This is a genomic window from Metapseudomonas resinovorans, assembly GCF_002003485.1.
GTDB lineage: Bacteria > Pseudomonadota > Gammaproteobacteria > Pseudomonadales > Pseudomonadaceae > Metapseudomonas > Metapseudomonas resinovorans_D.
Genome location: NZ_BDMA01000095.1, coordinates 147,942 through 174,735, shown reverse-complemented (window position 1 = coordinate 174,735; position 26,794 = coordinate 147,942). Strand labels below are relative to the sequence as shown.

Genomic DNA, 26,794 nt, shown 5'->3' with positions numbered 1-26,794 from the left:
TGGGTACCTGCCTAAGTCACGCAAGGTGAGTTCGGCGTACGCTTACCACTATCACCCTGTTTGGCGCACATAAAAAAGCCAGTCAAACAATCTGACTGGCTTTGAGGCGTATCAGCCCAGCTCTTGCAGCTGCGTCGCAGCTCTGACTAAGACGAACGAGAAAGAGCCAGCTTCATATCAGCTGCCGCTTCCTTGGCGTATGCCAGCCTGTAAAGAATTGGCAGCACCAGCAAAGTCAACAGCGTCGACGAGAGGATTCCTCCAATTACTACAGTGGCTAGCGGACGCTGCACTTCAGCTCCGGTACCAACGGCGATCGCCATCGGGACGAAGCCCAACGAAGCCACCAAGGCGGTCATCAGTACGGGCCGTAACCGAGTCAGCGCACCCTCTCGAATGGCTTCGTCCAACGGGCGGCCGTCTTCCCGCAGAGAGCGAATGTAAGCGATCATTACCAGGCCGTTAAGCACTGCCACGCCGGACAACGCAATAAAACCAACTCCGGCAGAGATTGACAGTGGAATATCGCGCAACCACAACGCTACAACGCCGCCAGTCAGGGCGAAAGGAATGCCCGTAAATACCAGCAAACCATCCTTGATGTTGCCGAACATGGCAAACAGCAAAGTGAACACCAATAACAATGCCACCGGAACCACTATCTGCAAGCGCTTGGCAGCTGACTGCAACTGCTCGAAAGTACCACCCCATGTAGTCCAGTAACCGGCCGGCACCTGAACCGCCTCGTTGATTTTCTCTTCCGCCTCTGCCACGAAAGAGCCGATGTCGCGACCACGCACGTTGGCTGTCACGACAATGCGACGCTTGCCATTCTCCCGGCTTATCTGGTTCGGTCCAGGCGCGGCCTCAATACTCGCGACATCGCCAAGCCGCACAAAGTCACGATCAACGCCACCATTCAACTTGATCGGCAATTGCTTTATGGCATCCACATCGGCACGAATGCTTTCCGGTAGACGCACCAGAATATCAAAGCGGCGATCCCCCTCGAACAACGCCCCAGCTTCGCGCCCACCAACTGCTGCACCCAGTACACTCTGCACGTCGACCATATTCAGGCCGAAGCGAGAGACTTTTTCACGATCGATACTCACGGTCAGCATTGGCAGCCCCGTGGTCTGTTCGACCTTGACATCCGCCGCACCGGGAATACCCTCAAGGACTGCGGAGATGCGCTCGGCGGTTTCGTTCATGACATCCATATCGTCGCCAAAAACCTTCACGGCAACATCGCTGCGCACTCCAGATATGAGTTCGTTGAAACGCATCTGAATCGGTTGCGTAAACTCATAATTGTTACCTGGCACGCTTTGCGCAGCCGCCTGCAACTGGGCGACCAGATCAGATTTGGATAGCCGAGGGTCAGGCCATTGATCGCGTGGTTTCAGCATTACGAAATTGTCGGCAACGTTCGGTGGCATTGGGTCACTGGCCACCTCGGCCGTCCCAATCTTGGCGAACACCAGATCAACCTGGGGAAATGTCTTCAACGTTTGCTCTAACTGAATTTGCATACTCACGGCCTGCGTCAAGCTAGTCCCCGGAATACGCATTGCGTGCAAGGCTACGTCACCCTCGTCAAGGCTCGGTACAAATTCGCTCCCCATACGTGTCGCCAACAAACCGGAAAGCACGACAGCAACCAGAGCGCTAGCGATGACTAGGGGCTTTCTCAGCATGACCCAATCAAACATCGGCTCGTAGCCCCGCTTGGCTAAGGCCATCAACCGATTTTCCTTTTCGCTGACCCTCCCAGAGAGTAACAACGCGACAGCAGCCGGAACAAAGGTCACAGAAAGGATCATCGCCCCCAGCAGTGCAGCCACCACAGTAAACGCCATTGGGTGGAACATCTTCCCCTCTACTCCCGCCAGAGCAAAGATTGGCAGGTATACGACCATGATGATCAACTGGCCGTACATCAGTGGGCGACGCGCCTCCTTGGAAGCAGCAAAGACTTCATGGAAGCGCTCATTCCGGGTCAGCGGTCTACCCGCGTGGGCCTGTGCATGGGCTAAGCGACGTACGCAGTTCTCGACGATTACCACCGCGCCGTCAATGATAATGCCGAAGTCCAGTGCCCCAAGACTCATCAGGTTGGCACTTACCTTGTTGCTCACCATACCAGTGAAGGTGAACAACATGGACAGTGGAATGATCATCGCCGTGATCAACGCGGCTCGAATATTTCCTAAAAACAAGAAGAGAATGGTGACGACCAGCAATGCGCCCTCGACGAGGTTCTTTTTCACAGTGGCAATGGCTTTGTCCACCAGAACCGTACGATCATAGACCGTCTTTGCTACAACCCCGTCAGGCAGTGTGCGGTTGATCTCATCCAGACGCTGCGCTACCGCGCGAGCGACATTGCGGCTGTTCTCACCAATAAGCATGAACACCGTACCGAGCACTACTTCATGGCCGTTCTCGGTTGCCGCGCCAGTACGCAACTCCTTGCCGAGCCCCACCTCAGCGACATCACGGATTCGGATCGGCGCCCCTTCGGCAGTTCCGACGACAATGGAGCCGATGTCCTCCAGGCTGGCAACCTGTCCCGGAGCACGAATCAGATATTGCTCTCCGCGACGTTCAATATATCCGGCACCGACGTTGGTATTGTTAGCTTCCAGGGAGCTGACAATATCCTCAATTCCCAAGCCATAGGCCACCAGCCGATCTGGTAATGGGGCAACCTGGAACTCCTTGGCGTAGCCACCTATTGTATTAATCTCGGTGACCCCCGGCACGGTACGTAGTTGAGGCTTGATGATCCAGTCTTGAATCTCGCGCAAATCCATCTGCGAGTAATGAGTGCCATCAGCCTTCTTGGCTCCCTCCTTGGTCTCGACCGTCCACATGTAGATCTCGCCGAGGCCGGTGGAGATCGGTCCCAATGACGGCTCCAAGCCTTCCGGCAGCTTACCCCGAGCCTCTTGCAGGCGTTCACTCACCAGTTGCCGCGCAAAATAGATATCGGTGCCATCCTTGAACACCACCGTTACCTGCGATAGCCCATATCGGGACAGTGAGCGCGTCAACTCTAGATTAGGCAGGCCAGCCATTACCGTTTCCACGGGAAATGTGACCCGCTGCTCCGCTTCCAATGGCGAATAGCCAGGTGCCTCTGTATTGATCTGTACCTGCACATTGGTGATATCGGGTACGGCATCAATCGGCAATTGCTGATAGCTGTAGATGCCAACCCCCGCCATACCGAGCACAGAGAGTAGTACCAGCCATCGCTGCTCGATGGCAAAACGAATTATCCGCTCGAACATCGTCGCCCCCTTACACTGCCGAATCGTCGCGCTCGCCAGTGCGTATACGCACTGCAGTAGCCATCTCGACGACCCCAATCATGCCGTCGCCTGGATTACCTGTTCGTGCAGCATGTTCGATCACTCGCACTAACTCCCCAGCAAGGTCGTCAGCACAAAACACCAGCAACACCCAGTGCTGATGAGTATTTGGGTCCCACTCATCGGCGGTATAGCGATGGTCTTTACCATGCCCGCGTGGATGCCCCTTTGCTGGGTATAGGGTAAAGCCCGGCAGGTGCGGCAAGGCATGAAGGGCCTCTTCGACTGCATCAAGACGCTGCGGCCGGATAATGGCAGTAATCTGTTTCATGGCATCTCTCCGCTATTAGTGATCATGCCCGGCACCAGCTTTACCCAGCTCGGCCTTGATGACGAAACTATTCTGCGCCGCATATTGCTCGCCAGCAGTCAAACCACGTAGTACTTCAACGAAAACGCCATCGGAGCGCCCCAGCTTCAGCGGCCGCGCTTCGAAAAGTTCTCCGTACCTTATGAACACTACCTGCGAGCTGCGCATCTCTTGCAAAGCGTCAACACGCACGGCTACCGGCACGACAGACTCGGACGCCAACACTGCAACAGTGACCGGCAATCCTGGACGCCATATGCCCTTGGGATTATCGACAACGATCCGCGCAGTGGCCGACCGAGACTGCTGCCCCACAAGAGCACTGACGTAAGTGATATTGCCCTCAACCTCTGCAGCAAAGGCATTGGCAGAGACTGTGACCTTCTGCCCGCTACCAATCGCCCCAAGATCCTTAGCCGCAACTGGAGCTTCGACCCATACAGTGGTGAGATCTGAAATTGTGAAGATGGGGCTATCTTCCTTTAGTGTTTCCCCGACGGAAATCTGCTTGGCCGTGACCATGCCATCAATCGGGGCACGCACTTCGAAACGCGTGAGATCCCCACCTGTGCCACTAGCACCGCCGAGAGTGGCCAATTTCTGCCGAGCGCTTTGCGCTGCAATCTGTGCCTCTTGAAGGGTAGTACTAGCCTGCAGGTAGTCCTGCTCTGCGGAGATTCTCTCCGCCCAGAGTTTCTTTTCTCGCTCAAACGTCGACTGCGCCAACGCCAAGCGCTTCTGGGCTGTCAGTAACTCACCACGCTGATCTGCCAATGTCTGACTGCTAATCACTGCCAACACCTGGCCTTTGCGTACCCGGTCTCCGGCATTGGCAGTCACTGCTTCCACCACCCCAGACAATCGAGGTATTACCTGTACGGTGCGGTCACCGTTGTAACGCACCTCTCCCAACAGCTGAATCGCACTACCTATCCTTGCAGGCCCCGCGCGCGATAGCTCTACACCCGCCCCCGCAAGTTGCGAATCAGTCATCCTGACGCGCCCCTCTTCCTGCTCGTACTCGAACTGATAATTCCTGCCCCCGTGGATTGAGGCGATCCTGACCTTGAAGGAATGCGGTTCGGCAACCACGGCATCACTCTTCAAGTAGTCGTTCTCGGGAACGAATTTGAAGTCCTCTACCGGTTGTCCCAAACGCTCAAGACTGACCTGGACTTGAAACTGTGCCGGCTGAAGGGGCTTCCCATCAAAACTCGCATAAGCGCGGAACTGCGGCTCTACTCCCTGCTCGACGATTGCTAACTCAAGAGCATATTGACCATCGACAAAGAGCTTTCCGCCTCGGGGCCCCTCAATAGGCCTTACCGCTTTATCATCCTCGTGGTGCTCCTCATCAGCATGTTCGGCCTCTTCTTCGTGTGACTTTGAGGCCGCCGCTCCATGATGCTCCCCATCGTTGTGCCCAGTTGCTTCCTCATGCGCCCCATGCTCGCCATGCTCGCCACCGGCCGGCTTACCTGGTTCGGTACTGAGGATGATCCCTCCACCGATAAAACCGAGCAAAACGACTGCGGCAATGGCGATCCACTGCTTCCCATGTCCACTAAATGTCATATCTGGCTCCAATTCCTAACGGTTGCCGGCCGTATCACTGACGGCACCAACAACACCCAAAATACGTCCAATATCAGCATTGGCGCGTTGAGCCTCAGCTAACACATCGAGGTATTGCGACTTGGCCTGAAACAAGGTGCGCTGGGCATCTAGCACTTCGATGAATCCGAATTTGCCGACCTCAAAACCTCTGGACGCTGCCTCCAAAGCCTGCTCGGCGCCGGGGAGTACGTCCTCGACAATGCTCAAGGCCTGAGTGCGCGCCGATTGCAGGCGCTCACAAGCTTGAAGCAACTCAGTCTTAGCCTGTACACGAGCTACCAACAACTCATCCAACGCTTTGTCTTGACGTCTCTGCGCTTCAAGCAGGTTGCCCTGATTGCGATCAAACAAGGGCAAAGGGACCGAGACCCCCATGACGGCCTGATTGCGCCCCACTTCCTCATCGTGCTTGACCCCTAAACTCAGTGTTACATCGGGAACACGTCGAGCACGTTCCAGACGAGTCAAGGCCTCACGAATCTGCAACTCCACATTGGACTTCCGCATGGCAGGAGCGTCTTGGAGGAGCGACTCCAACTCCGATAGATTGGGAGCTGGCGGCAAGATTTCCACCTGCCCCAGCGCTCGCTCAAAACGCGGGGAGGAATTCCCCCAAAGACTGCTCAGTGCATGACGAGCGGTCCGCAGTTGACTGGCCGCTTGTGTTGCCTCAACTCTTATGCGCGCCTCAGCCACGCGAGCCTTCGTCTCTTCAACCGGAGAAATCTGCCCGGCTGTAACTCGCTTGCTGACCGCCTCAGTGGCACGCCGGCCGAGTTGAGAAGACTGTTCGGCCAAACGCATGCGTTCTTGGGCCACCAGTACGTCATAGAACGCTGTAATCAAATCAGCACGGACTTCTGCCCGCTTCGCAGTCAAGTCGATTGCCGCACTGTCTCGCGATCGCTGCGCAGCATCTACCCGTGCGGACCGCTTGCCACCCAACTCAATTGGCTGATTGAGCTGCACTGTCTTGGTTTGCGTGGCATGGCGGCTATCCTCGACTAATGCCTCCAGTTCGGGGTTAGGTAGGACGCCGGCTTGCAGTACGGCGCCGTCCACCGCCTGTACTTCGTTCTCCGCAGCCGAGAGCATGGAGTTCCCCTTGAACGCCAGCGCCAATGCATCTTCCAGATTTAGCGGAGCTGCCGATTCTAGAACGGCCTCATTGGTTAAGAAGAGACTCTCCTTCACCTCCCCATTCAAGGTAGGCAAAGCAGTTGAGTCCGCGTGTATTGATGTGGAATGGATCGAAAAGAAAGCCAGCCCGAACGGCAGGAAATACCTTCGCATCGAATTCTCCTGAAAAATTGGGAATAAACGGCGAGAAGGCTAAGGAAGAACCTGAACCGAAAAAGACCCTCGCCGACAGTCAGGCTAGGCGAGACAAGGGGGGACGAAACGGCAATTCGAGCCTTGAAGAAGGCTTTTGAATGGAAAAGGGGAAGGGTGGATAAAAACGAGGAATCGGGACGAGGACCGACGAGGCAGAAACTACCCCAGACGAGATGTGAGAGTAAAAGCAGGGGCAGTCCACACTATGTGCCTGGACCGCCTTTTTAACGATGCCATCGCGCGCACCATCTTCCTGGTCAGTACCAAGCTGCTGCACGTCGAGATTGAAAGCATGAAGGCCTCCCTCATGCTCCCAAGACTCAACGACCTCCGCAGAAAACCACTGCAAAGGGTTGAGAACAACAAGGAGGATGAGCACTAGGCGCAGCATAGGGTCAGGATGATACGGGGCCTCACCCCGGCAATACAACCCACAGGATTCAAGGAGTTTTCAGATAAATATTTCAGACATCCTTTCGTATAGGCCACCTATCGAGTCCGGATGGGTGTCCCGCTTTAGGGGAGCGAATAGGTGCCGGTCACATGGGCCACCAACTCGCCCTCTTCGCCCACCGAGTACAGCGACACCTCGCACACGGCTTGGCGGCGACTCAGCCGGAGGATGCGTGCATCGGCCAACAGATCAACGGGCCTGGGCCGGCTAAGGAAGTTGATGTTCAAGTTGGACGTCACCGCCATTTCGACCCTACCCAGGCGCCCCAACACAACCGCATACATGGCGGCATCGGCCAGAGCCATGATGGTCGGGCCGGATAAGGTTCCACCCGGACGCACCAACCTGGGCTGAAAGGGCACGCGCGCCAGGGCTCCCTGTTCGTCCATTCGCTCGATCCGAAGGTCGATGTCTTCCGCCATCGGCACACCATTGCGAATGAGCGCCTCAACTTGCTCCGCTGTCAGACTCACTACGTCGCCCTCCTCCCGCTGCCGGACCACAATCCTGTACGCCACTTGATCAGCCCCGTACAATGCCGAGCCATTCAAATCCATCGCAACCGACAAAACGGCCAAACATGCGTACCAGTCAGTACCTGCTGTCTACCCTCAAGGAAACCCCCGCCGATGCCGTGGTGATCAGCCATCAGCTGCTGCTGCGCGCCGGCATGATCCGCAAGCTTGCCTCCGGCCTCTATACCTGGCTGCCAATGGGCCTGCGAGTACTGCGCAAGGTCGAGACGGTGGTCCGCGAAGAGATGAACGCTGCCGGTGCGCTGGAAGTATTGATGCCCGCTGTCCAGCCCGCAGAGCTGTGGCAGGAATCCGGTCGCTGGCAGCAGTACGGCCCGGAACTGCTGCGCCTGAAGGACCGCCATGAGCGCGACTTCTGCGTCGGCCCGACCCACGAAGAGGTCATCACCGACATGGCGCGCAACGAGCTGAACAGCTACAAGCAGCTGCCGCTCAACTTCTATCAGATCCAGACCAAGTTCCGTGACGAGATCCGTCCGCGCTTCGGCCTGATGCGCGGCCGCGAGTTCATCATGAAGGACGCCTACTCCTTCCACATGAACCAGGAGTCGCTGCAGGAAACCTACGATCGCATGCACCAGGCGTACTGCAACGTGTTCAGCCGCCTGGGCCTGGACTTCCGCCCCGTACTGGCCGACACCGGCTCCATTGGCGGCACCGGTTCCCACGAATTCCACGTGCTGGCCGAATCCGGTGAAGACGACATCGCCTTCAGCGACAGCTCCGACTACGCAGCCAACGTCGAGAAGGCCGAGGCCCTGCCGCGCGAGACCGAACGTCACGCCCCGAGCCAGGAAATGAAGCTGGTCGACACCCCGAACACCAAAACCATTGCCGACCTGGTGGAAAACTTCGATCTGCCGATCGAGAAGACCATCAAGACCCTGGTCGTCCACGGTGCCGAAGAAGGCAAACTGGTCGCCCTGATCGTCCGCGGCGACCACGAGCTGAACGAAATCAAGGCGGCCAACCTGGCACAAGTCGCCAGCCCGCTGGTGTTCGCCAGCGAAGCCGAACTGCGCCAGGCCATCGGTGCCGGCGCAGGCTCGCTTGGCCCGCTGAACCTGCCCCTGCCCTGCGTGATCGACCGTTCCGTTGCCCTGATGAGCGACTTCGCCATCGGCGCCAACATCGACGACAAGCACTACTTCGGCGTGAACTGGGAGCGCGACCTGCCGCTGCCGGAAGTCGCTGACCTGCGCAACGTACTTGTCGGCGATCCCAGCCCGGACGGCAAGGGCACGCTGGTGATCAAGCGCGGCATCGAAGTCGGCCACATCTTCCAGCTGGGTACCAAATACAGCGAAGCCATGAAGCTGAACGTGCTGAGCGAACAAGGTAAACCGGTGACCCTGATCATGGGCTGCTACGGCATTGGCGTATCCCGCGTGGTGGCTGCCGCCATCGAGCAGAATTACGACGAGCGCGGCATCCTCTGGCCCGAAGCCCTGGCACCGTTCCAGGTCGCCCTGGTTCCGCTCAAATACGAAACCCCGGCTGTCAAGGAAGCCACTGACAAGCTCTACGCCGAACTGCGCGCAGCGGGCGTCGATGTACTGCTGGATGACCGTGACAAGAAGACCAGCCCCGGCGTCAAATTCGCCGACATGGAGCTCATCGGCATTCCGCACCGCATCGTTGTGAGCGAACGCGGCCTGGCCGAAGGCAGCCTGGAATACAAGAACCGCCGCGAGACCGACAACCAGAACGTGCCGGTCTCCGAAGTTCTGTCCTTCATTACCGCCCGCGTGAATCGCTGATCCAAGATATGTCCAAGCGTAGTTCCCATTACCTCGTCGGCGCCGCCCTGTGCGGCGCCCTCTTCGTCAGCGGCTGTGCCAATCACTTGCCACAGCGCAGCGAGCACGAGGAGCGCGTCGAGCGCAAATTGCTCAATCACAGCCTGCAGATCGATGTCGGTGATCCACAGGTACTGGAACTACCGCAGCGACGCATTCGCATCAACGAGCAGAAGACCTTCGAAGTCACCGAGTTCGAGGTCAGCCGTCACTACGACCGCTACACACCCTATCAACCCTGGCGGGAGCTCTACGAAGTCCCGCTGGGTGCGGTGGCGGTGGTCGCAGGCGTCGGCGCGAACGTAGTGAACGTGGTGCTACTCGGCAGCCTGCCGGACACCGCCACCAAGGACTGGATCAGCTACGGCTTCGCCGGTCTCAACCCGGCGATGAACGTCGAATCCAATGGTCGCTCCGAGCAGAATCTGGCCAGCATCGACGAGAAGCAGCTGGACAAGCGCATGGAGTATTCGAGCCTGCCCTGGGCCGAGCGCCCGGTGCTGGTCAAGCTGGGCAACCACACCCATGAGCTGGCGACCGACCGCAACGGAATCCTGCGCCTGAACCTGCTGGATGGGCCTTTCGCCGACCAGGACGTAAGCCGCATCGGCAAACTCCAGTTGAGCGTCGAAGACCCCATGGACAACGCGCGCGCCGATGCCACCCTGGGTATCAGCCATACCCTGCGCGGCAAGCTGGTAGAAGCCCATGCGCTGATCTTCGAAGACCTCGAGGACGACGAAGTCCCGCAGTGGGTCCACCGAGTCAAGCGGCTGTCGGAACTGGGTATGGAAGAAGAAGCCAGCGAACTGGAGCAGAGCCTGATCGAGCTGACCCGCAACGATCCGGAGCTGCAGCAGGAATTTCTCCACTCGCTGATGAAAGATGCCGGTCGACTGGCTGCCGATCCCGGCGATTCGGACTGATTACCCCGGGGAGCGAGCCTGGCTCGCTCCCGCATCGCGGCGTCAGCGCCGCACAATGAAGCCGGTGATGCCCTGCACTGGCTGCTCCTGAAGCTCGACGCCGGTCACCTTTGCATCGGCAGGCCCCTGTTCCAGCCAGGCAGCCATCGAGCGAACGGCATCCTCCTCACCCTCAAGCAGCACTTCGACCCGGCCATCCGCCACGTTGCGCACCCAGCCGTCCAGCTCCAACTGGTCAGCCTGTTCCTGGGTCGACTGGCGGTAATAGACACCCTGCACCTTGCCGCTTACGTAGCCGTGCAAACAGATTCGCGCCATTGCCCTAGCCCCCCTTGCGCAGTTCGTCCAGACGCTCGGTCAGGCCTGCCGCGCTCTGCTCACCCAGCAACCGCTCCCGCATCTTGCCCTGAGCATCGATGATGTACGTGACGGGCAATGCTTCACTGCGCGGCAAGTCGTAGCGCTTCGAAGGGTCTTCCGCCAGCACGGTGAACTGGATGCCCATCTTCTGCGCGGCATCGCCGAGTTCGTCGCCCTGAAGCCCGTCGAAGTTGACTCCCAGCACTTTCACGCCCTTGTCCCGCTGCTGTTCAGCGAAGGCGTTAAGCTCGGGAATTTCCGTGCGGCACGGCGCACACCATTCCGCCCAGTAATTAATAACCAGCCACTGGCCTTCGAGGCGCTCAACCGCTACCTTCTGTCCATGCTGATCGACACCGACGTCGTCCGAGCAGCCGGCCAGGAACAGGCCGGCGCCCATCATTGCGAATACCCCTATGACAGCCTGGAGTCGCGATCCCATGCATTCGGTCCTCGTTTACGCGGGGTTGATATGACGCTGGATGCCCTGCGCTTGGAAGTGCCGGACATCCTGGAGGAAAACAGCACTCCACTGGCAAGTGTCCCAACACTTCTCGCAGAAGCGCGCCAACTCCCTCAGGATAGTGCCCTGCAGCAGGTCCTGGGGCATTTGTTCAGGCTCAACCGCAGCGCACTGACCTTACTCGAAAGGCAACGCGTGCTGCAAAGCTTCAGCGAGGAGTTTCGCCACTACGCCCAGGCCTACCACGACCGGATTGTGCCCCCCACGCTATTCGTTAAGCTATGCGACGAACTGGCCTGCGGTTTCAAACGCCTGCTGCTGCAGATCCTCCAGGGTCACCAGCCATCGCGCCCACACCTGGCCTGGTGCCTGTACATGGCCCAGCATTTCCTCGCCCAGACCCAACTGCGTCACTACCAGCTCTACCAGGAGCCCAGCCCGCGACTGTGGCGCGACAGCCACCTGCTCTACTGGATAGGAGAGCACCAGGGCTGCCTGGACGAACCGGTCGCAGCCGCATTCCGCCCCACGCCTGCCAACACCTTGCGCGGGCTCTACCAGCAGATGCTGCTGCTGGCGCTGAGCAACCCCTTCCATCTGAGCGAAGGCGAATGCCCCCTGCTCTTCGGCGCCCTGGCGCCCCTCGCCAGCCTGGGGCGGCTGCTGCCCTGGGATGAAGAGGACGACAACGGCAGCCCGACCGTGGACCTGACCGAGTCCCAACCCTGCCTGCCGTTGGACCAGCGCCCGGATGGCGCCAACAGCTATCTGCGCCGCTTCGAGCTGGGCGCCCTGCTGATCGCCGTGCATGAACCCGCGCCCCTGCGCAGCGAAACCGAACGCCAGCTTCTGGAACGGGTTCGCCAGCACTGGCTGGGACGCCAGCAGCGCCGGCATCCCCGCACCGAGCAATCGGGAAGCTGCCAATTGATCGTGGGCCTGGCCGCTATCCATGCCGATCTGCTGGCACAGCATCCCGGCCGCTGCGATGCACAGCTGCTGGACGCCAGTCCTGGCGGTGCCCGCCTGCTCTGTCATGGCGACCTGGGTGGCCAATTGCCGGTGGGGCAACTGGTCCTGGTGCAAAACCAGAGCACTACGGTTCTCGGATTGGTGCGCTGGCGCTATCAGAACGGCGAAGGCCTGCACCTCGGACTGCGTTACCTCAAGGGCTTGCCACGCCCGGTCTGGCTTCGCCGCGCACCCAGCGCCCAGACCCATCCCGGCGTCCTGCAGAGCACGCCTGAGCCCGGCAATGGCTGGCACCACGGCCTGTGGCTGCCCAGCAAGCAATTCGTCGAAGGGGAAAATCTCTGGCTGCAACTGGCCAGCGTGAACAACCAGGCCATCGTCCCGCTGCCGGAGCCCAACCTCGTCTCGTCGATGGTGGCGCGCTATCCCCTGCAACTTGCCTGAGTGATCAAACTGCGAGACGGGTCACGCCCAGCGGGGGCCAGGGCGCACAGTTCGCAAGGGAATGGCTGCTTATAATCCTGCCCTATCGGTACGAACGTACCTTTCCAGCCTGGATGCCCCATGCCACAGCAAGACAGCCTGATCGGCCCTGTCCCTGCCCGCGTCATCGAAGTCGCCCGCTCCACCGTCACACCGTTCGAAGGCAAGGTGGCGGAATTCAACGTGGCGGCCTGGCTGCACCTGCCCGGAATGACCGATCTGCCCGTCTCGCTGCTGGTGAACTACATGGATGGCGAACAACGCCGCGAGGTCGCCGTGGATCACGGCAGGCTGAATGCCAAGGGCAAGATCCTGCTGGCCGGCATCGCCCGGATGCCTTTCAAACAGAGAATCGAGCAGATGCAGGTTCGCCTGCGCTCCGCGGTGCCGATCAAGGGATTGCTGGTGGAAGAGCTCTTCGTTCAGGCCGTGGAATTGGCCGAACCAGCCAAGAGCCAGGTTCGCGCCTGACCCGCAACTCAGCCGGGTAACGCCCGGTTATTCTCCTGGAGCGGCTGCTCCGCACTTTCCCAATCCTCCTGCACGACTACGGGTGCCAGCGATTCCGGCCAGTGACGGAATTTCAAGCCGGTCACCCGATTGAGTCCTTCCAGCGCCCGTTGCGGTGCGCGCTCGTGCAGGCGGACCAGTTTGTCGTTCTTGCTACCCATCGCTCTCATCCCCTGGCCATCGGCTGATGGCCTCTTCCCTGTCAGTGCCATAAGCATGCCAATCGCACGGGCCCGCATTCGCACGGGCCGCTGTTGCGTCCAGCAGGCGTTCCCTTGCATGTGACTGACAAATTTCGTCAGTCGTTCCCCCGCTTGAGCCACTGCGCCAGGCTGCCGCCAAACAAGGCCTGCTGCTCTTCCTGAAGCAGCTCAAGGGCCTTGCGCAATGGCGGATACCATTCCTCGTCCAGGTGCGCGGGCAACTGGGCCAGCCGTGGAAGCGGCCAGGGCATATGAACGAGCAACTGATAGAAACTGTAGCCGCCCAGATCACGGCAAAGCACCCAGGTTCCTCCGCTGGCGCGACAGACAAGGTGCTGGCTTTCCAGCAGTTCCAGCATCTCCAGCCATTCGTCTTCCGGCAGATGCCAACCGGCCCGCTGCACGTCGAGATGCCGAACCGGCATGCCACGCATCTGTCGGTCATGGAACACCCGCAGGATGCCCAGCAGCACCAGCAGACGCGGCAATGCGCGGCGTCGCCAGTGCCAGGGCGTCGAAAGGTTGCACACCAGCTCGGCGCCAAACAGCACGATCACCCAGGACAGATAGATCCACAACAGGAACAACGGCACCGTGGCGAAGGCGCCATAAATCAACTGGTATCCGGGGAAGAAGCTGACATAGAGGCCGAACAGCGCCTTGGCGGCCTCGAACAGCAAGGCAGTGAAGACACCGCCCGCCAGCGCATGGCGCACGGGCACGCGGGCGTTGGGCACCGCAGCGTAGATCAGCGTGAAAGCGGCGATGCTGGAGAGCAGCGGCATGAAGCCCAGCAGCGTCTTGGCGCCGATCAGTGCATCCGGACCGGAGATCAGCGACAGCGATGTGATGTAGGTGCTGACGGCGAAGCCCGCTCCCAGCAGCAATGGGCCGAGGCTGAGAATCGCCCAATAGAGCAGGAAGCTGGACACGCCGCGCCGAGGCTGACGCACCCGCCAGATGGTGTTGAAGGCTTTCTCGATGGTTACCAGCATCATGAACGCCGTAACCACCAGCAGGCCTACCCCGACCCATGTCAGGTGTCGGGCCTGCACCGTGAAGCCACGCAGGTATTCCTGCAGGGTTTCGCCGGTGGACGGAACGAAATTGCGGAAGATGAAGCTCTGGATCTGCTCGCCCGTCCCCTCGAAGGCCGGGATGGCCGAGAGCATGGTGAAGGTCACCGTCATCATCGGCACTACAGCGAACAGGCTGGTGTAGGTAAGGGCCGCAGCGCTGTTCGTGCCATGATCAGCAATGAACCTCTGCAGCAGGAAGCGCCAGAATTCGACGACGTCGGTAAGGCGTTGGCGCATTCCATCTCCTTGATTCAGATCGATTCGGCCAGGCTCAGCAGACCGCAAGCGCAGCGCACGGTTCAGACCGGCACCACGACGCGGTTAGAATAGCCGCCTCGACCAAGCCCATGCGACCCCCGACATGACCGATTTGACCCTCTACCACAACCCGCGCTGCTCCAAATCCCGCGGTGCCCTGGAGCTCCTGGAAGCCCGTGGCCTCGCGCCCACCATCGTGCGCTATCTGGAAACCCCGCCCAGCGCCGCCGAACTGCGCGCCCTGCTGGCCAAGCTGGGGCTCTCTGCCCGCCAGCTGCTGCGCACCGGCGAGGACGAGTACAAGACCCTCGGCCTGGACGATGCCAGCCTCTCCGAAGAGCAACTGATCGCCGCCATGACCACTCATCCCAAGCTGATCGAGCGCCCCATCCTGATCGCTGGCGACAAGGCCGTGGTCGGCCGTCCGCCGGAGAAGGTCCTGGAGATCCTTCCTTGAGCACGCCCTACATCCTGGTCCTGTACTACAGCCGCCACGGTGCCACCGCCGAAATGGCCAGGCAGATCGCACGAGGCGTCGAACTGACCGGCCTGGAGGCGCGAATTCGCACCGTGCCGGCGGTGTCCACCGAGTGCGAAGCGGTGGCCCCGGACATTCCCGCCGACGGCGCCCTCTACGCTACCTTGGACGACTTGCGCCATTGCGCCGGCCTGGTCCTGGGCAGCCCCACCCGCTTCGGCAACATGGCGGCCCCGCTCAAATACTTCCTCGATGGCACCAGCAGCCTGTGGCTCACCGGCGAACTGGTTGGCAAGCCGGCGGCGGTGTTCACCTCGACCGCCAGCCTGCACGGCGGCCAGGAAACCACGCTGCTGTCCATGCTGCTGCCGCTGATGCACCACGGCATGCTGGTCACGGGCCTGCCCTACAGCGAACCGGCGCTGCTGGAAACCCGTGGCGGTGGCACCCCCTACGGCGCCAGTCACCATGCCGGCGCCGATGGCAAGCGCCCGCTGGACGAGCACGAAATCGCCCTCTGCCGCGCCCTGGGCCAACGCCTGGCGCAGACTGCCCAACGCCTGGAGACCCCGCGTGGCTAAGAAACCCAAGACACTGCCGGAACTGGCGTGGCTGACCCCGCGCATGAACGCCAGCCGCGTCGTCAGCCTGGTGAGCTTCATTGCCCTGGCCGTGCTGCTGACGGTCAATACCCTGTTCTTCGCGGACCTGCACGGCGCCAGAACCTGGGTGGTCCTGGCCATCCTGCTGGTTCCGCTGGTGTTGCTCACCCCCGGCATGATCCTCGGCAACGCTCGCGCCCATGCCTGGGCGTGTTTCGTGGTGAACCTCTATTTCATCCAGGGCGTACTCGCCGCCATCGACCCGGCGCGCAGCCTGTTTGGCTGGCTGGAAGCCGGTCTCAGCCTGCTCCTGTTCTGCGCCGCCCTGCTTTATACCCGCTGGCGCTTCCAGTACAACCGCAAGCTGGCCGGGGAGTGATTCCCGCACGAAAATGAAAAAGCCCGGACTCAGATCCGGGCTTTTTTGGGGAGTATCTGGAAGCGCTGGCTACCAGCCGAAGATTTCCTTGAGGAAGGGAATGGTCAGTTTGCGCTGGGCCTGGAGCGAAGCCTGATCGAGGATATCCAGCAGGTCGAACAGCAGGTTCATGCTGCGCGGGCCGCGGGTCAGGATGAACCGCCCAACTTCGTCGGTCAGGTGCAGGCCACGGCGCGAAGCCCGCAACTGCAGCGCGCGCAGCTTGTCCTCGTCGGACAGCGCGTGCAGTTGGAACACCAGCGCAAGGGTCAGTCGCGACTTCAGGTCAGGCAGCTTGATCCCCAGTTCGCGAGGAGACTTGCTGGCCGATAGCAGCAGCTTGCGACCGGCATCGCGCAGGCGGTTGAACAGGTGGAACAGACCCTCTTCCCACTCCGGCCGTCCGGCCAGGGCATGCAGGTCGTCCAGGCAGACCAGCTCACACTGCTCCAGGTTGTCGAAGACTTCCGGTCCGTAATGCACCAGTTCGTCCATGGGCAGGTAGATCGCCTGTTCGTCGTGCTGCTCGAAGCGCAGGCAGGCGGCCTGCAGCAGGTGGCTGCGCCCGGCACCTTCGCCCCCCCATAGATAGATCAGGCTTTCGGTCCAGCCGGCGTCGGGCTCGCACAGGCGCTCGACATAGCCGAGTGCCGCAGCATTGGCGCCGGGATAGAAGTTGGCGAAGGTGGCGTCGTCACGCAGACGCACACTCAGGGGAAGTTGGATCGGTGTCATGCCGTACTGGAAGGGTCGTCTGGACCGCTACTCGACTGTCCGTAAAGGTCGGAAAGTTTATAGAAATCATGCGCATGGCGCAGCAAAACCATGATAATCGCCGCAACCGGCAGGGCCAGGAGCACGCCTGTGAAGCCAAACAGCTGGCCCCCGGCAAGTATCGCAAAGATCACCGCCACCGGGTGAAGGCCGATGCGATCGCCCACCAGCAGCGGCGTCAGCAGCATTCCTTCGAGCAATTGCCCCACGGTGAAGACTGCTATGACGCCGATCAGCGGATAGAGTTCGAAACCGCCGAACTGGAAGAGCGCAGCGATTAACGCAGCGCCGAAGCCGACCACAAATCCCATGTAGGGCACGATGCTGGCCAGGCCCGCCAGTAAACCGATCAGCAATCCCAGATCCAGCCCTACCAGCATCAGACCGGCCGCATAGATGATGCCCAGCGCGAGCATCACCAGCAATTGGCCGCGCAGGAAGGCCCCGAGTACTTCGTGGCATTCACCCACGAGTCCGACAACGAAAGTCTCACGGTTGCGCGGCAGCAAGACACGCAGCTTTGCCACCATGAGGTCCCAGTCGCGCAGTAGATAGAAGCCCACCACGGGGATCAGCAGCAGGTTGCCGAACCACGCGAGCAGGGCCAGCCCCGAGGCGGTGACGCTGGCCAGCAGGGTCCCGGCGAAATCCGTGGTCTGGCCAAGATGGCCGCTGATCACCGTCTTGAACCTGTCGAAACGCCAGAACTCCCCGGGCAGGCCGAACTTGACCTGAACCCAGGGCAGCGCCGTCTCCTGCAACCAGTCGATCATCTGTGGCGCCACCTCGTAGAGGCGGAAAAGCTGGCGGCCGAGCATCGGCAATATGACCAGTAGCGATGCCAGCAGGACCAACCCAAACAGGCCGAACACCAGCACGACACCCCAGGTACGCGAAAGGCCCAGACGCTCCAGGCGGTCCACCAGTGGGTCCCCCAGGTAAGCCAGGAGCATGCCGATCAGGAACGGCGAGAGAACAGGGTGCAGCTGATACAGCAGCCACCCCAGAAGCAGAAAGCCACCCAGCCATAGCCAGCGGCGCGAATCGGTCATGTCAGGCCCTCGTCCTTGCGTAGCGATATTTCCGTCCCCAATCCCAGATGTACTGGGCCCCGCTGCATAGCGTCACCACCATGACCAGCCAGCTCAAGGGCCAGCGCAGTGGGGCCAACGCCGGAACCAGGCTGAGCTCCAGCAACAGGCACAGCACCAGCAGCATCTGCAGCAATGTGCTCAACTTGCCCAGCCGGCTTGGCGAGAATTCGGCAGGCCCCGCCAGCACCCGGAACAGTCCGGCACCGAGCAGGATCACCAGGTCTCGCAGGAACACCACCAGCGTCAGCCAGAACGGCAGTACCTGGGTCATGGTCAGGCAGATAAAGCTGGTCACCAGCAGCAGCTTGTCGGCCACCGGGTCGAACAGCGAGCCGAAGCGACTGGTCCACCCATAGCGTCGGGCCAGGAAACCATCGAGGCCGTCGGAACAACCCGCCACGGCGAACAACACCAGCGCCTGCACATGCCGATCGGACAGCAGAAGCCCGGCAATGGGAAGAACCAGTGCCAGGCGCAGCAGAGTCAACAGATTGGGCAACTGGTGCATGGCATCCCCGTCACGGGTAGGCCAGAAGTTTACGCCCGCTACCAGTGGAAGCGCAGCAGGTTGTTGCGCGGTATCACCTGGGGCGCCGGCGCGGCCTGCGGATCAGCGGAAGGGGCCGGTGCGACCGGTGCTTCGGCCGCCGACTCCTGCAGTCCGGCCAGGGACAGCTGGGCGCGGAGTTGTTCAGGACTGGCGTTGACTCGGTACTCCAGGCGGTCGCCATCCACCTTCAGCAGGCGCGCGCCAAAGGGTTCCAGCAAACGAGACAGCTCGGCATAACGGGCCAGATTGGCGCCCTGCACTTCCAGTTCCAGGTTCTGCCCGGCGCCGGGAGCCACCACGAAGCGCGGCGCCAGACGCTGGCTCACCGCCGACATCACGGCATCGGCCAGCGCGGCACTGTCGGCAGCTTCGGCGGTGCCCTGTTCGCGGCTGTCACCCAGCCACAGGCGCCACTGGGCCTGCCATTTGCCATCGGCCTCGCTGGCATCCACCGCCAGCAGGGCATCCGCGCCATAGCGCTCGGACGCCTGGGTCAGTGCACCCGGCTTGGCGGAAGTCAGTTGTTCGGGGGTCGCCAGCAGCTGCTCGTCGAGATCGGCAATCGGCAGGCGCAGCGGTAAACCGCGGTTCTGAGCGGCCTGACGCAGCGGGGTCGCGGCGTCCTGGCCGTCGCCCACCAGGTTATTGCTGCCTTCACCGGAACGATTCAACCACCAGGCCAGGATGGCCGGACGATTGGCACTCCACAGGGGGATACCGGCCTGGCGCAGGGTCCGTTCGGTCGTGACCGGATCGAAGTCGACCACCAGGGTCTGGCCTTCATAGCCGTATTGGCTGATGAGCTGCTGCGGGTCCTTGCGCAAGGCCTCCAGCGCGGGGCTCTGCGCGGCCTTGGGATCGCCCGACAAGCGCACTACCAGGGTTTCCAGGGCGCGAACGAGGGCCTGGGTACGCTCCTCCGGCTGCTGTGATGCGACGGGCTCGCGAACCTGGTAAAGGTTTTCGGCCGTTTCGGCGTGGGCGGGCAAGCCCAGCAGCGTGAGGCAGAGCAGGACAGCGGAAGCGATCAGGCGCATGGGAAATTCTCTGTAGGCGAACAGATGCAGCATAGGCCGCAATCGAAGGGCTATACCTTAATCAGCCACTTCCTCCACGGCAACGCAGGCGTTTTCACACTGTTTTATCCCTGGGGCCGACCGCTGCCGATGGCCGCTACCGGGCAAGCCTGATAAAATCGCGCGCCTTCGCAAACCGGCAGCCAGACTTGCCGGTCGATCCTCGAATTTCCCCCTATAGGCCTGGATTTATGAGCAAGCAACCCTCCCTGAGCTACAAGGACGCCGGTGTAGACATCGACGCTGGTGAAGCCCTGGTCGAACGCATCAAAGGCGTGGCCAAGCGCACCGCGCGCCCGGAAGTGATGGGCGGCCTGGGTGGCTTCGGCGCCCTCTGCGAAATCCCGGCAGGCTACAAGCAGCCGGTCCTGGTGTCCGGAACCGACGGCGTCGGCACCAAGCTGCGCCTGGCACTGAACCTGAACAAGCACGACAGCATCGGCCAGGACCTGGTGGCCATGTGCGTGAACGACCTCGTGGTCTGCGGCGCCGAGCCGCTGTTCTTCCTCGACTACTACGCCACCGGCAAGCTCAACGTTGACGTGGCCGCTACCGTGGTCACCGGCATTGGCGCCGGTTGCGAACTGGCCGGCTGCTCCCTGGTGGGCGGCGAGACCGCCGAAATGCCCGGTATGTACGAAGGCGAAGACTACGACCTGGCCGGTTTCTGTGTCGGCGTGGTGGAAAAAGCCGAGATCATCGATGGCTCCAAGGTCCGCACCGGTGACACCCTGATCGCCCTGCCCTCCTCCGGCCCGCACTCCAACGGCTACTCGCTGATCCGCAAGATCATCGAAGTCAGCGGCGTCGATATCGAGCAGGTCCAGCTCGATGGCAAGCCCCTGGCCGACCTGCTGATGGCCCCGACCCGCATCTACGTCAAGCCGCTGCTGCAGCTGATCAAGGAAACCGGCGCGGTGAAAGCCATGGCCCACATCACTGGTGGCGGCCTGCTGGACAACATTCCGCGCGTCCTGCCAGACAACGCCCAAGCCGTGATCGACGTGGCCAGCTGGCAGCGTCCGGTGGTATTCGACTGGCTGCAGGAACAAGGCAACGTCGACGAGACCGAAATGCACCGCGTGCTGAACTGCGGCGTAGGCATGGTCATCTGCGTTGCGCCGGAGCAGGCCGACGCCGCGCTCAAGGTCCTGCGTGCCGCTGGCGAACAGCCTTGGGTCATCGGTGAAATCGCCGCGGCCGACGAAGGCGCCCAACGCGTCGTACTGAACAACCTGAAGAGCCACTGATGGTTGCACGCTGTGATGTGGTGGTGCTGATCTCCGGCTCCGGCAGTAACCTGCAGGCGCTGATCGACAGCATCACCGGCGACGACCATCCGGCCCGCGTCCGCGCGGTGATTTCCAACCGCGCCGATGCCTTCGGCCTGGAGCGGGCGAAGAAGGCAGGCATCGATACCGGGGTACTTGACCACAAGGCCTACGCCGACCGCGAAGCCTTCGATGCCGCCCTGATCGAAACCATCGACGCGTACTCTCCGCAACTGGTGGTGCTGGCGGGTTTCATGCGGATTCTCACACCCGGCTTCGTGCGTCACTACCACGGGCGCCTGCTGAACATTCATCCCTCGCTGTTGCCCAAGTACAAGGGATTGCACACCCACCAGCGCGCGCTGGAAGCCGGCGATTCCGAGCATGGCTGCAGCGTGCACTTCGTCACCGAAGAACTTGATGGTGGCCCTCTGGTAGTGCAGGCCCTGATCCCGGTAGAGTCGGACGACACGCCGGATAGCCTGGCCCAGCGGGTTCATGTACAGGAACACCGCATTTATCCGCTGGCCATGCGTTGGTTTGCCGAAGGCAGACTGCGCCTGGGCCCGAACGGCGCCGAAATGGATGGACAAGCGCTGCCCCCCTCGGGGCAGCAATTGCGTAACTAGGAGATTCGCCAATGCGTCGTGCCTTGCTGTTGCTCCTCGCCCTCGTGACCCTGCCCAGCATGGCGGTCGAGCTGAAACCCTTCGAGGCCAGCTACACCGCCGACTGGAAACAGCTACCCGTCAGCGGCACTGCTGGCCGTAGCCTGAAGCAACTCGACAACGGCCGCTGGGAGCTGGACTTCGAAGCTTCCATGCTGGTCGCCAGTCTCAGCGAAGTGAGCACCTTCCGCCTCGAAAACAATGCCTTCCTGCCCCTGACCTACCGCTTCAGCCGCAGCGGTCTGGGCAAGAGCAAGCAGGTGGAGTTCGATTTCGACTGGGCCCAGAAGCAGATCATCGGCAACGACCGCGGCAATCAGGTGCGCCTGCCCCTGAACCGTGGCTTGCAGGACAAATCCACCTACCAACTGGTGCTCCAGCATGACGTCGCCGACGGCAAGAAGAGCATGAGCTACCAGGTGATCGACGGTGACGAGATCGAAACCTACGACTTCCGCGTATTGGGCGAAGAGCGTGTACCCACCAAGGCCGGCATCGTGGAGGCGATCAAGGTCGAGCGTGTGCGTGACCCCACCCAGAGCAGCCGCAAGACCGTGCTCTGGTTCGCCAAGGACTGGGATTACCTGCTTGTCCGCCTGCACCAGGTGGAGAAGGACGGCAAGGAATACCAGATCATGCTCAAGGAGGGCACGGTGAACGGCAAGGCGGTAAAAGGCCTACAGGAGTAACACCCTCCCTCACGAAGAACCGGGCCCAGCGCCCGGTTTTTTGTGCCCGCAGCAAACCCGCCGAACCTTGGTCAAGCCCTCGATGGGCGAAACAGGCCGATACTGCAAGGAAAGCCATGGGGCGCGCGCAGCGCCTATGCTGTTCATCCGACATGCCGCAGAGGAAAACTGCCATGACCGAGGAATACCTGCCGCTTTCCTGCGACCTCTACGACTACATCGAGATCGCCTGCCTGCATCGCTACCAGTTGCACATCGAGCTGGCCGGCGGCGCGCGCCTGGACGCCCGCGCCATGACCACCCTGACGACCCCGGACAAGGAGGAGTTCCTCATCGTGCAGAACGAAGGGGGTCAGGAGCGCCTGCGGCTGGACCAGATCACGGCGATCACGCCGCTGACGGAGGGGGCGAGTTTCGGGCGCGTGTTGTTGGGGAACCAGATTTGCTGAATGCCGTCATTGCACTCGGCTACACGCTGAAACTGTAGGGGCGAATTCATTCGCCATGCAGGACGCGGTCCTGCTGCGGCAGGGTACAACCCCAGGGTCGTGGACCCAGTTCCAGATTGGCACTCCCGACCGTTGGGTTTCGCTTCGCTCTAGCGGAACGCCGCCCGCCACAACCTACGGCACCCAGGGCCAGACGAACGTCCAAAAGAAAACCGGGCCAAGGCCCGGTTTTTCACATCACCACATCAGGTCGTCCGGCACCTTGTAGGCCGCGTACGGATCATCGGCATCCGGCTCTTCGGTCTGGGTGTTGAGCAGCACCACCCGACGCGGGTCACGCTCCTGGATGCGCAGGGCGGCATCGCGGGGAATGATTTCGTAGCCACCGCCATGACGGACGACTGCAAGCGAGCCGCGGCTCAGTTTGTCACGCAGCATGGCGTTGACCGCGATGCGCTTGACCTTCTTCTCGTCGACGAAGTTGTAGTAATCGTCTGTGGTCAGCTTCGGCAGGCGGGAGCTTTCGATCAGTTGCTTGATCTGTGCTGCCTTGGCCTTCTGGTCGGCCTTTTCCTGCTGCTGGCGATTCAGTTCCTGGTCGCGGACGGCCTTCTCGGCCTGGGCCTGCAAGGCGGCCTGGCGCAGGCTGTCATCCTTCTCGACCTGGTTCTTCTTCTCCAGGCGCTGTTGTTTCTGTTGCTGCTTGCCGGCCTGTTTGACCTGCTTTTCGTTCACCAGCCCGGCTTTCAGCAGCTGGTCGCGGAGGGAAAGGCTCATAAAGGAATTCGGTCTCTCGAGTTATCAGCTAGCAGCCAAGGCTGAGTTTTTCCTGCTTCTTGGCTTCGCCCCAGAGGGCATCCAGTTCTTCCAGGGTGCAATCTTCGATGGGACGACCCGCCTCGCGCAATGCCTGTTCGATAAAACGGAAGCGACGGTCGAATTTTGCATTGGCACCACGCAGGGCGGTCTCAGGATCGACCTTCAGGTGACGGGCCAGATTGACCACCACGAACAACAGGTCACCCACCTCATCGGCGATGGCCTGCGGGTCGTTTTCGCTCATGGCCTCCAGCACTTCGTCCAGCTCTTCGCGGAGCTTGTCGACTACCGGCAGCGCCTCGGGCCAGTCGAAGCCCACCTGGGCCGCGCGTTTCTGCAGCTTGGCGGCGCGGCTCAGGGCCGGCAATGCCGTCGGTACGTCGTCCAGCAGTGAAAGCTGTTCGGGCTCAGCAGCCTTCTCTGCGCGTTCCTCGGCCTTGATCTCTTCCCAGCGCTGCTTGATCGCAGCCTCTTCCGGCCGGGCCATGTCCGGCGCGCCGTAAAGGTCGCCGTCGGGGAAGACGTGGGGATGGCGACGGACCAGTTTGCGGGTAATGGCATCCACCACACCGGCGAATTCGAAGCGTCCCTCCTCCTTCGCCAACTGGCTGTAATAGACCACCTGGAACAGCAGGTCACCGAGCTCACCCGGCAGATGATCGAAGTCGCCGCGCTCGATGGCGTCGGCCACCTCGTAGGCTTCCTCGATGGTATGCGGGACGATGCTGGCGTAGTCCTGCTTGAGGTCCCAGGGACAGCCGTACTGCGGGTCGCGCAGCCGGGCCATGAGGTGCAGCAGGTCGTTGAGTTGGTACATGAAGGAATCCTGTTGGGATCTTCCGTAGGTTGGTGCAGAGCGGAGCGAAGCCCAACAAAGATGTTGGGCCTCGCTAGCTCGGACCAACCTACGTCAGGCGGCCCGGTTACGGCGCGCTTCGATAATGTTCGGCAGCTGCGAGATACGCGCCAGCAACCGACCCAGTGCATCCAGACCAGGAATCTCGATGGTCAGCATCATGGCGGCGGTGTTGTCTTCCTTGTTGGAGCGGGTATTCACCGCCAGCACGTTGATGCGCTCGTTGAGCAGCACCTGGGAGACGTCACGCAGCAGGCCGGAACGGTCGTAGGCGCGGATGATGATGTCCACCGGGTAGGTCTGTACCGGAACCGGACCCCAGCTCACCTGGATCATCCGCTCGGGCTCGCGGCCGGCCAGTTGCAGAGCCGACGGGCAGTCCTGACGGTGAATGCTGACACCACGGCCGAGGGTGATGTAGCCCACGATGGGATCGCCCGGCAGCGGCTGGCAGCAGCCGGCCATCTGCGTGAGCAGGTTGCCCACACCCTGGATCTGCACGTCGCCGCGCTTGCCCGGCTTGTACTGGGAAGGCCTGCGCGGGATCAGCTCCAGCTGCTCGCTGTGTCCACGCTCCGGCTCCACCAGCGCCTGGGCGCAGTTGACCACATGGGCCAGGCGCAGGTCGCCCGCGCCCAGCGCCGCGTGCATGTCTTCGGCGGTGCGCAGGTTGCACTTCTCGGCGAGCTTCTCGAAGTCCACCGGCGGCAATGCCAGGCGCGACAGTTCGCGCTCGAGCATCGCCTTGCCCGCTGCGACGTTCTGGTCGCGGGCCTGCAGCTTGAACCAATGAACAATCTTCGCCCGGGCGCGGGAGGTGGTGATGTAACCGAGGTTCGGGTTCAGCCAGTCGCGGCTGGGCGCACCGTGCTTGCCGGTGATGATCTCCACCTGCTCGCCGGTCTGCAGCCCGTAGTTCAGCGGCACGATACGACCGTTGACCTTGGCCCCGCGGCAGTTGTGGCCGATTTCGGTGTGGACGCGATAGGCGAAATCCAGCGGCGTGGCGCCCTTGGGCAGGTCGATGGCGTGGCCATCCGGAGTGAAGACGTAGACCCGGTCGGGCTCGATATCCACCCGCAACTGCTCGGCCAGGCCGCCGATATCGCCCAGTTCCTCGTGCCACTCGAGCACCTGGCGCAGCCAGGCGATCTTTTCTTCGTAGTGGTCCGAACTCGATTTGACGTCCGTGCCCTTGTAGCGCCAGTGGGCGCAAACCCCGAGCTCGGCTTCCTCGTGCATGGCGTGGGTGCGGATCTGCACTTCCAGCACCTTGCCGTCCGGGCCGATCACTGCGGTGTGCAGGGAGCGGTAGCCGTTCTCCTTGGGGTTGGCGATGTAGTCGTCGAATTCCTTGGGAATGTGCCGCCAGAGGGTGTGCACAATGCCGAGCGCGGTGTAGCAGTCGCGTACCTCGGGCACCAGCACGCGTACGGCGCGCACGTCGTAGATCTGGCTGAACTGCAGACCCTTGCGCTGCATCTTCCGCCAGATGGAATAGATGTGCTTGGCGCGGCCGCTGATGTCGGCCTTGATGCCGGTGGCGGCCAGCTCTTCGCGAAGCTGCTTCATCACATCGGCGATGTACTGCTCGCGATCGAGGCGGCGCTCATGAAGCAGCTTGGCGATCTGCTTGTACTGCTCCGGCTCCAGGTAGCGGAAGGACAGGTCCTCCAGCTCCCACTTGATATGGCCGATGCCAAGTCGGTGGGCGAGTGGCGCGTAGATGTCGAACACCTCGCGGGCGACGCTGTGCCGCTTCTCCTCGTCGGTATTCTTCACTTCACGGATGGCGCAGGTACGTTCGGCCAGCTTGATCAGCGCGACGCGTACGTCGTCGACCATGGCCACCAGCATCTTGCGCAGGTTCTCCACCTGCGCCTGGGTGCCGAGGACCATGGATTGCCGGGGGTTGAGGCTGGCGCTGATGGCGGCCATGCGCAGCACGCCTTCGATCAGTTTGGCGACGACCGGACCGAAGCGTTGCTGCACGGCCTGCAGCTGGATCTTGCCTTCACGCACGCCACGGTAGATCACCGCAGCCACCAGGGACTCCTGGTCCAGCTTCAGGTCAGCGAGGATCTCGGCGATCTCCAGACCGGTCTGGAAGCTCGAGCTGCCTTCTGCCCAGCTGTTCTGCGCAGCCTTGGCCTGTTGTTCGGCGTCGCGGGCGAACTCGCACGCCTCCTTGAGTACCGCGCGGTCGAGCACCGGATCGAGGCTGATGACATGGTCCAGCCACGCCTCGAGGTTGATGCTGCCGTCCGTGTTGACCGGCTGTTGCGCTCTCACCTGTACCATCTTGCCTACCTTCCCTACGACGTGAACCCCTCACGTCGAACTGTCGCCAGCCTCTGTCGTGCCG

General features: G+C 61.4%; 27 protein-coding genes. 11 read left to right on the top strand and 16 right to left on the bottom strand.

Annotated features, from left to right (window positions below):
• Positions 1-146: 146 nt before the first annotated feature.
• The 5 genes from MnOB_RS27780 to MnOB_RS27760 all read right to left on the bottom strand — a co-directional run bounded on the left by MnOB_RS27780 (position 147) and on the right by MnOB_RS27760 (position 7,563).
• Entirely contained in the window at positions 147-3,299 is a 3,153-nt protein-coding gene (locus MnOB_RS27780) for an efflux RND transporter permease subunit (RefSeq protein ID WP_077527762.1), read from the bottom strand.
• Positions 3,300-3,309: 10 nt separating this feature from the next.
• On the bottom strand, positions 3,310-3,651 hold the full coding sequence (locus MnOB_RS27775; RefSeq protein WP_077527761.1) for a P-II family nitrogen regulator: 342 nt from the start codon (positions 3,649-3,651) through the stop codon (positions 3,310-3,312).
• A 15-nt stretch (positions 3,652-3,666) separates the two neighbouring features.
• Positions 3,667-5,265 carry an efflux RND transporter periplasmic adaptor subunit gene (locus MnOB_RS27770; protein ID WP_077527760.1) on the bottom strand — a complete coding sequence of 533 codons (1,599 nt, stop codon included), beginning with the start codon at positions 5,263-5,265 and terminating at the stop codon, positions 3,667-3,669.
• A 15-nt stretch (positions 5,266-5,280) separates the two neighbouring features.
• A complete protein-coding gene (locus tag MnOB_RS27765; protein ID WP_077527759.1) occupies positions 5,281-6,600 on the bottom strand; it encodes a TolC family protein in 1,320 nt (439 codons plus the stop codon).
• Between the two features lie 558 nt (positions 6,601-7,158).
• Positions 7,159-7,563 carry a PaaI family thioesterase gene (locus MnOB_RS27760; protein WP_107504143.1) on the bottom strand — a complete coding sequence of 135 codons (405 nt, stop codon included), beginning with the start codon at positions 7,561-7,563 and terminating at the stop codon, positions 7,159-7,161.
• A gap of 113 nt (positions 7,564-7,676) precedes the next feature.
• Here MnOB_RS27760 and MnOB_RS27755 point away from each other — a divergent pair, with 113 nt between their 5' ends.
• Entirely contained in the window at positions 7,677-9,392 is a 1,716-nt protein-coding gene (locus MnOB_RS27755; RefSeq protein ID WP_077527758.1) for a proline--tRNA ligase, read from the top strand.
• A gap of 8 nt (positions 9,393-9,400) precedes the next feature.
• Entirely contained in the window at positions 9,401-10,357 is a 957-nt protein-coding gene (locus tag MnOB_RS27750; protein ID WP_077527757.1) for a hypothetical protein, read from the top strand.
• A 42-nt stretch (positions 10,358-10,399) separates the two neighbouring features.
• On the opposite strand, the gene MnOB_RS27745 is transcribed toward MnOB_RS27750, so the two are convergent.
• Together MnOB_RS27745 and MnOB_RS27740 are read right to left on the bottom strand one after the other, a co-directional pair.
• A complete protein-coding gene (locus MnOB_RS27745; protein WP_077527756.1) occupies positions 10,400-10,675 on the bottom strand; it encodes an acylphosphatase in 276 nt (91 codons plus the stop codon).
• 4 nt (positions 10,676-10,679) lie between these two features.
• Positions 10,680-11,159, bottom strand: coding sequence for a TlpA disulfide reductase family protein (locus tag MnOB_RS27740; RefSeq protein WP_077527755.1), 480 nt, complete (start codon positions 11,157-11,159; stop codon positions 10,680-10,682).
• 30 nt (positions 11,160-11,189) lie between these two features.
• Here MnOB_RS27740 and MnOB_RS27735 point away from each other — a divergent pair, with 30 nt between their 5' ends.
• A complete protein-coding gene (locus MnOB_RS27735; RefSeq protein ID WP_077527754.1) occupies positions 11,190-12,596 on the top strand; it encodes a PilZ domain-containing protein in 1,407 nt (468 codons plus the stop codon).
• Between the two features lie 120 nt (positions 12,597-12,716).
• Positions 12,717-13,106 (top strand): hypothetical protein, encoded by a 390-nt coding sequence (locus MnOB_RS27730; RefSeq protein WP_077527753.1) that lies wholly within the window; start codon positions 12,717-12,719, stop codon positions 13,104-13,106.
• A gap of 8 nt (positions 13,107-13,114) precedes the next feature.
• On the opposite strand, the gene MnOB_RS27725 is transcribed toward MnOB_RS27730, so the two are convergent.
• Both MnOB_RS27725 and MnOB_RS27720 read right to left on the bottom strand, forming a co-directional pair.
• Positions 13,115-13,306: a hypothetical protein gene (locus tag MnOB_RS27725; protein WP_077527767.1), complete on the bottom strand. Its 192-nt coding sequence runs from the start codon at positions 13,304-13,306 to the stop codon at positions 13,115-13,117.
• A gap of 137 nt (positions 13,307-13,443) precedes the next feature.
• Positions 13,444-14,664 (bottom strand): YihY family inner membrane protein, encoded by a 1,221-nt coding sequence (locus MnOB_RS27720; RefSeq protein WP_077527752.1) that lies wholly within the window; start codon positions 14,662-14,664, stop codon positions 13,444-13,446.
• Positions 14,665-14,788: 124 nt separating this feature from the next.
• Here MnOB_RS27720 and arsC point away from each other — a divergent pair, with 124 nt between their 5' ends.
• Genes arsC through MnOB_RS27705 form a run of 3 tightly spaced genes read left to right on the top strand, consistent with a single transcriptional unit; the run spans position 14,789 to position 16,144 of the window.
• Positions 14,789-15,142 carry an arsenate reductase (glutaredoxin) gene (arsC, locus tag MnOB_RS27715; protein WP_077527751.1) on the top strand — a complete coding sequence of 118 codons (354 nt, stop codon included), beginning with the start codon at positions 14,789-14,791 and terminating at the stop codon, positions 15,140-15,142.
• The gene (gene wrbA / locus MnOB_RS27710; RefSeq protein ID WP_077527750.1) at positions 15,139-15,744 is read left to right on the top strand and encodes an NAD(P)H:quinone oxidoreductase; all 606 of its coding nucleotides are present in this window, start codon (positions 15,139-15,141) and stop codon (positions 15,742-15,744) included. The genes arsC and wrbA overlap by 4 nt, the downstream gene beginning before the upstream one ends.
• Complete coding sequence (locus MnOB_RS27705) at positions 15,737-16,144, top strand: DUF2069 domain-containing protein (protein WP_077527749.1); 408 nt, start codon at positions 15,737-15,739, stop codon at positions 16,142-16,144. The genes wrbA and MnOB_RS27705 overlap by 8 nt, the downstream gene beginning before the upstream one ends.
• Positions 16,145-16,213: 69 nt before the next feature.
• On the opposite strand, the gene hda is transcribed toward MnOB_RS27705, so the two are convergent.
• The 4 genes from hda to MnOB_RS27685 are packed head-to-tail and all read right to left on the bottom strand — an operon-like array spanning position 16,214 to position 19,638.
• Positions 16,214-16,918 (bottom strand): DnaA regulatory inactivator Hda, encoded by a 705-nt coding sequence (gene hda / locus MnOB_RS27700; RefSeq protein WP_077527748.1) that lies wholly within the window; start codon positions 16,916-16,918, stop codon positions 16,214-16,216.
• Complete coding sequence (locus MnOB_RS27695; RefSeq protein ID WP_077527747.1) at positions 16,915-18,009, bottom strand: AI-2E family transporter; 1,095 nt, start codon at positions 18,007-18,009, stop codon at positions 16,915-16,917. The genes hda and MnOB_RS27695 overlap by 4 nt, the downstream gene beginning before the upstream one ends.
• Position 18,010: 1 nt before the next feature.
• The gene (locus MnOB_RS27690; RefSeq protein ID WP_077527746.1) at positions 18,011-18,559 is read right to left on the bottom strand and encodes a CDP-alcohol phosphatidyltransferase family protein; all 549 of its coding nucleotides are present in this window, start codon (positions 18,557-18,559) and stop codon (positions 18,011-18,013) included.
• A 38-nt stretch (positions 18,560-18,597) separates the two neighbouring features.
• Complete coding sequence (locus MnOB_RS27685) at positions 18,598-19,638, bottom strand: DUF2066 domain-containing protein (RefSeq protein ID WP_077527766.1); 1,041 nt, start codon at positions 19,636-19,638, stop codon at positions 18,598-18,600.
• A 230-nt stretch (positions 19,639-19,868) separates the two neighbouring features.
• Between MnOB_RS27685 and purM the strand changes: the two genes are divergently transcribed.
• The 4 genes from purM (at position 19,869) to MnOB_RS27665 (ending at position 22,754) form a co-directional block, all read left to right on the top strand.
• Positions 19,869-20,927 (top strand): phosphoribosylformylglycinamidine cyclo-ligase, encoded by a 1,059-nt coding sequence (gene purM, locus MnOB_RS27680; RefSeq protein WP_077527745.1) that lies wholly within the window; start codon positions 19,869-19,871, stop codon positions 20,925-20,927.
• Positions 20,927-21,577: a phosphoribosylglycinamide formyltransferase gene (gene purN, locus MnOB_RS27675; protein WP_077527744.1), complete on the top strand. Its 651-nt coding sequence runs from the start codon at positions 20,927-20,929 to the stop codon at positions 21,575-21,577. The genes purM and purN overlap by 1 nt, the downstream gene beginning before the upstream one ends.
• Before the next feature lie 11 nt (positions 21,578-21,588).
• The gene (locus MnOB_RS27670; RefSeq protein WP_077527743.1) at positions 21,589-22,305 is read left to right on the top strand and encodes a DUF3108 domain-containing protein; all 717 of its coding nucleotides are present in this window, start codon (positions 21,589-21,591) and stop codon (positions 22,303-22,305) included.
• A gap of 173 nt (positions 22,306-22,478) precedes the next feature.
• Positions 22,479-22,754: a Rho-binding antiterminator gene (locus tag MnOB_RS27665; protein ID WP_069086607.1), complete on the top strand. Its 276-nt coding sequence runs from the start codon at positions 22,479-22,481 to the stop codon at positions 22,752-22,754.
• A gap of 237 nt (positions 22,755-22,991) precedes the next feature.
• On the opposite strand, the gene MnOB_RS27660 is transcribed toward MnOB_RS27665, so the two are convergent.
• From MnOB_RS27660 to relA, 3 genes are all read right to left on the bottom strand, one after another.
• The gene (locus tag MnOB_RS27660) at positions 22,992-23,531 is read right to left on the bottom strand and encodes a DUF2058 domain-containing protein (protein ID WP_077527742.1); all 540 of its coding nucleotides are present in this window, start codon (positions 23,529-23,531) and stop codon (positions 22,992-22,994) included.
• Positions 23,532-23,559: 28 nt separating this feature from the next.
• Complete coding sequence (gene mazG / locus MnOB_RS27655) at positions 23,560-24,390, bottom strand: nucleoside triphosphate pyrophosphohydrolase (protein WP_077527741.1); 831 nt, start codon at positions 24,388-24,390, stop codon at positions 23,560-23,562.
• A gap of 93 nt (positions 24,391-24,483) precedes the next feature.
• A complete protein-coding gene (relA, locus tag MnOB_RS27650; protein WP_077527740.1) occupies positions 24,484-26,730 on the bottom strand; it encodes a GTP diphosphokinase in 2,247 nt (748 codons plus the stop codon).
• Positions 26,731-26,794: the final 64 nt, after the last annotated feature.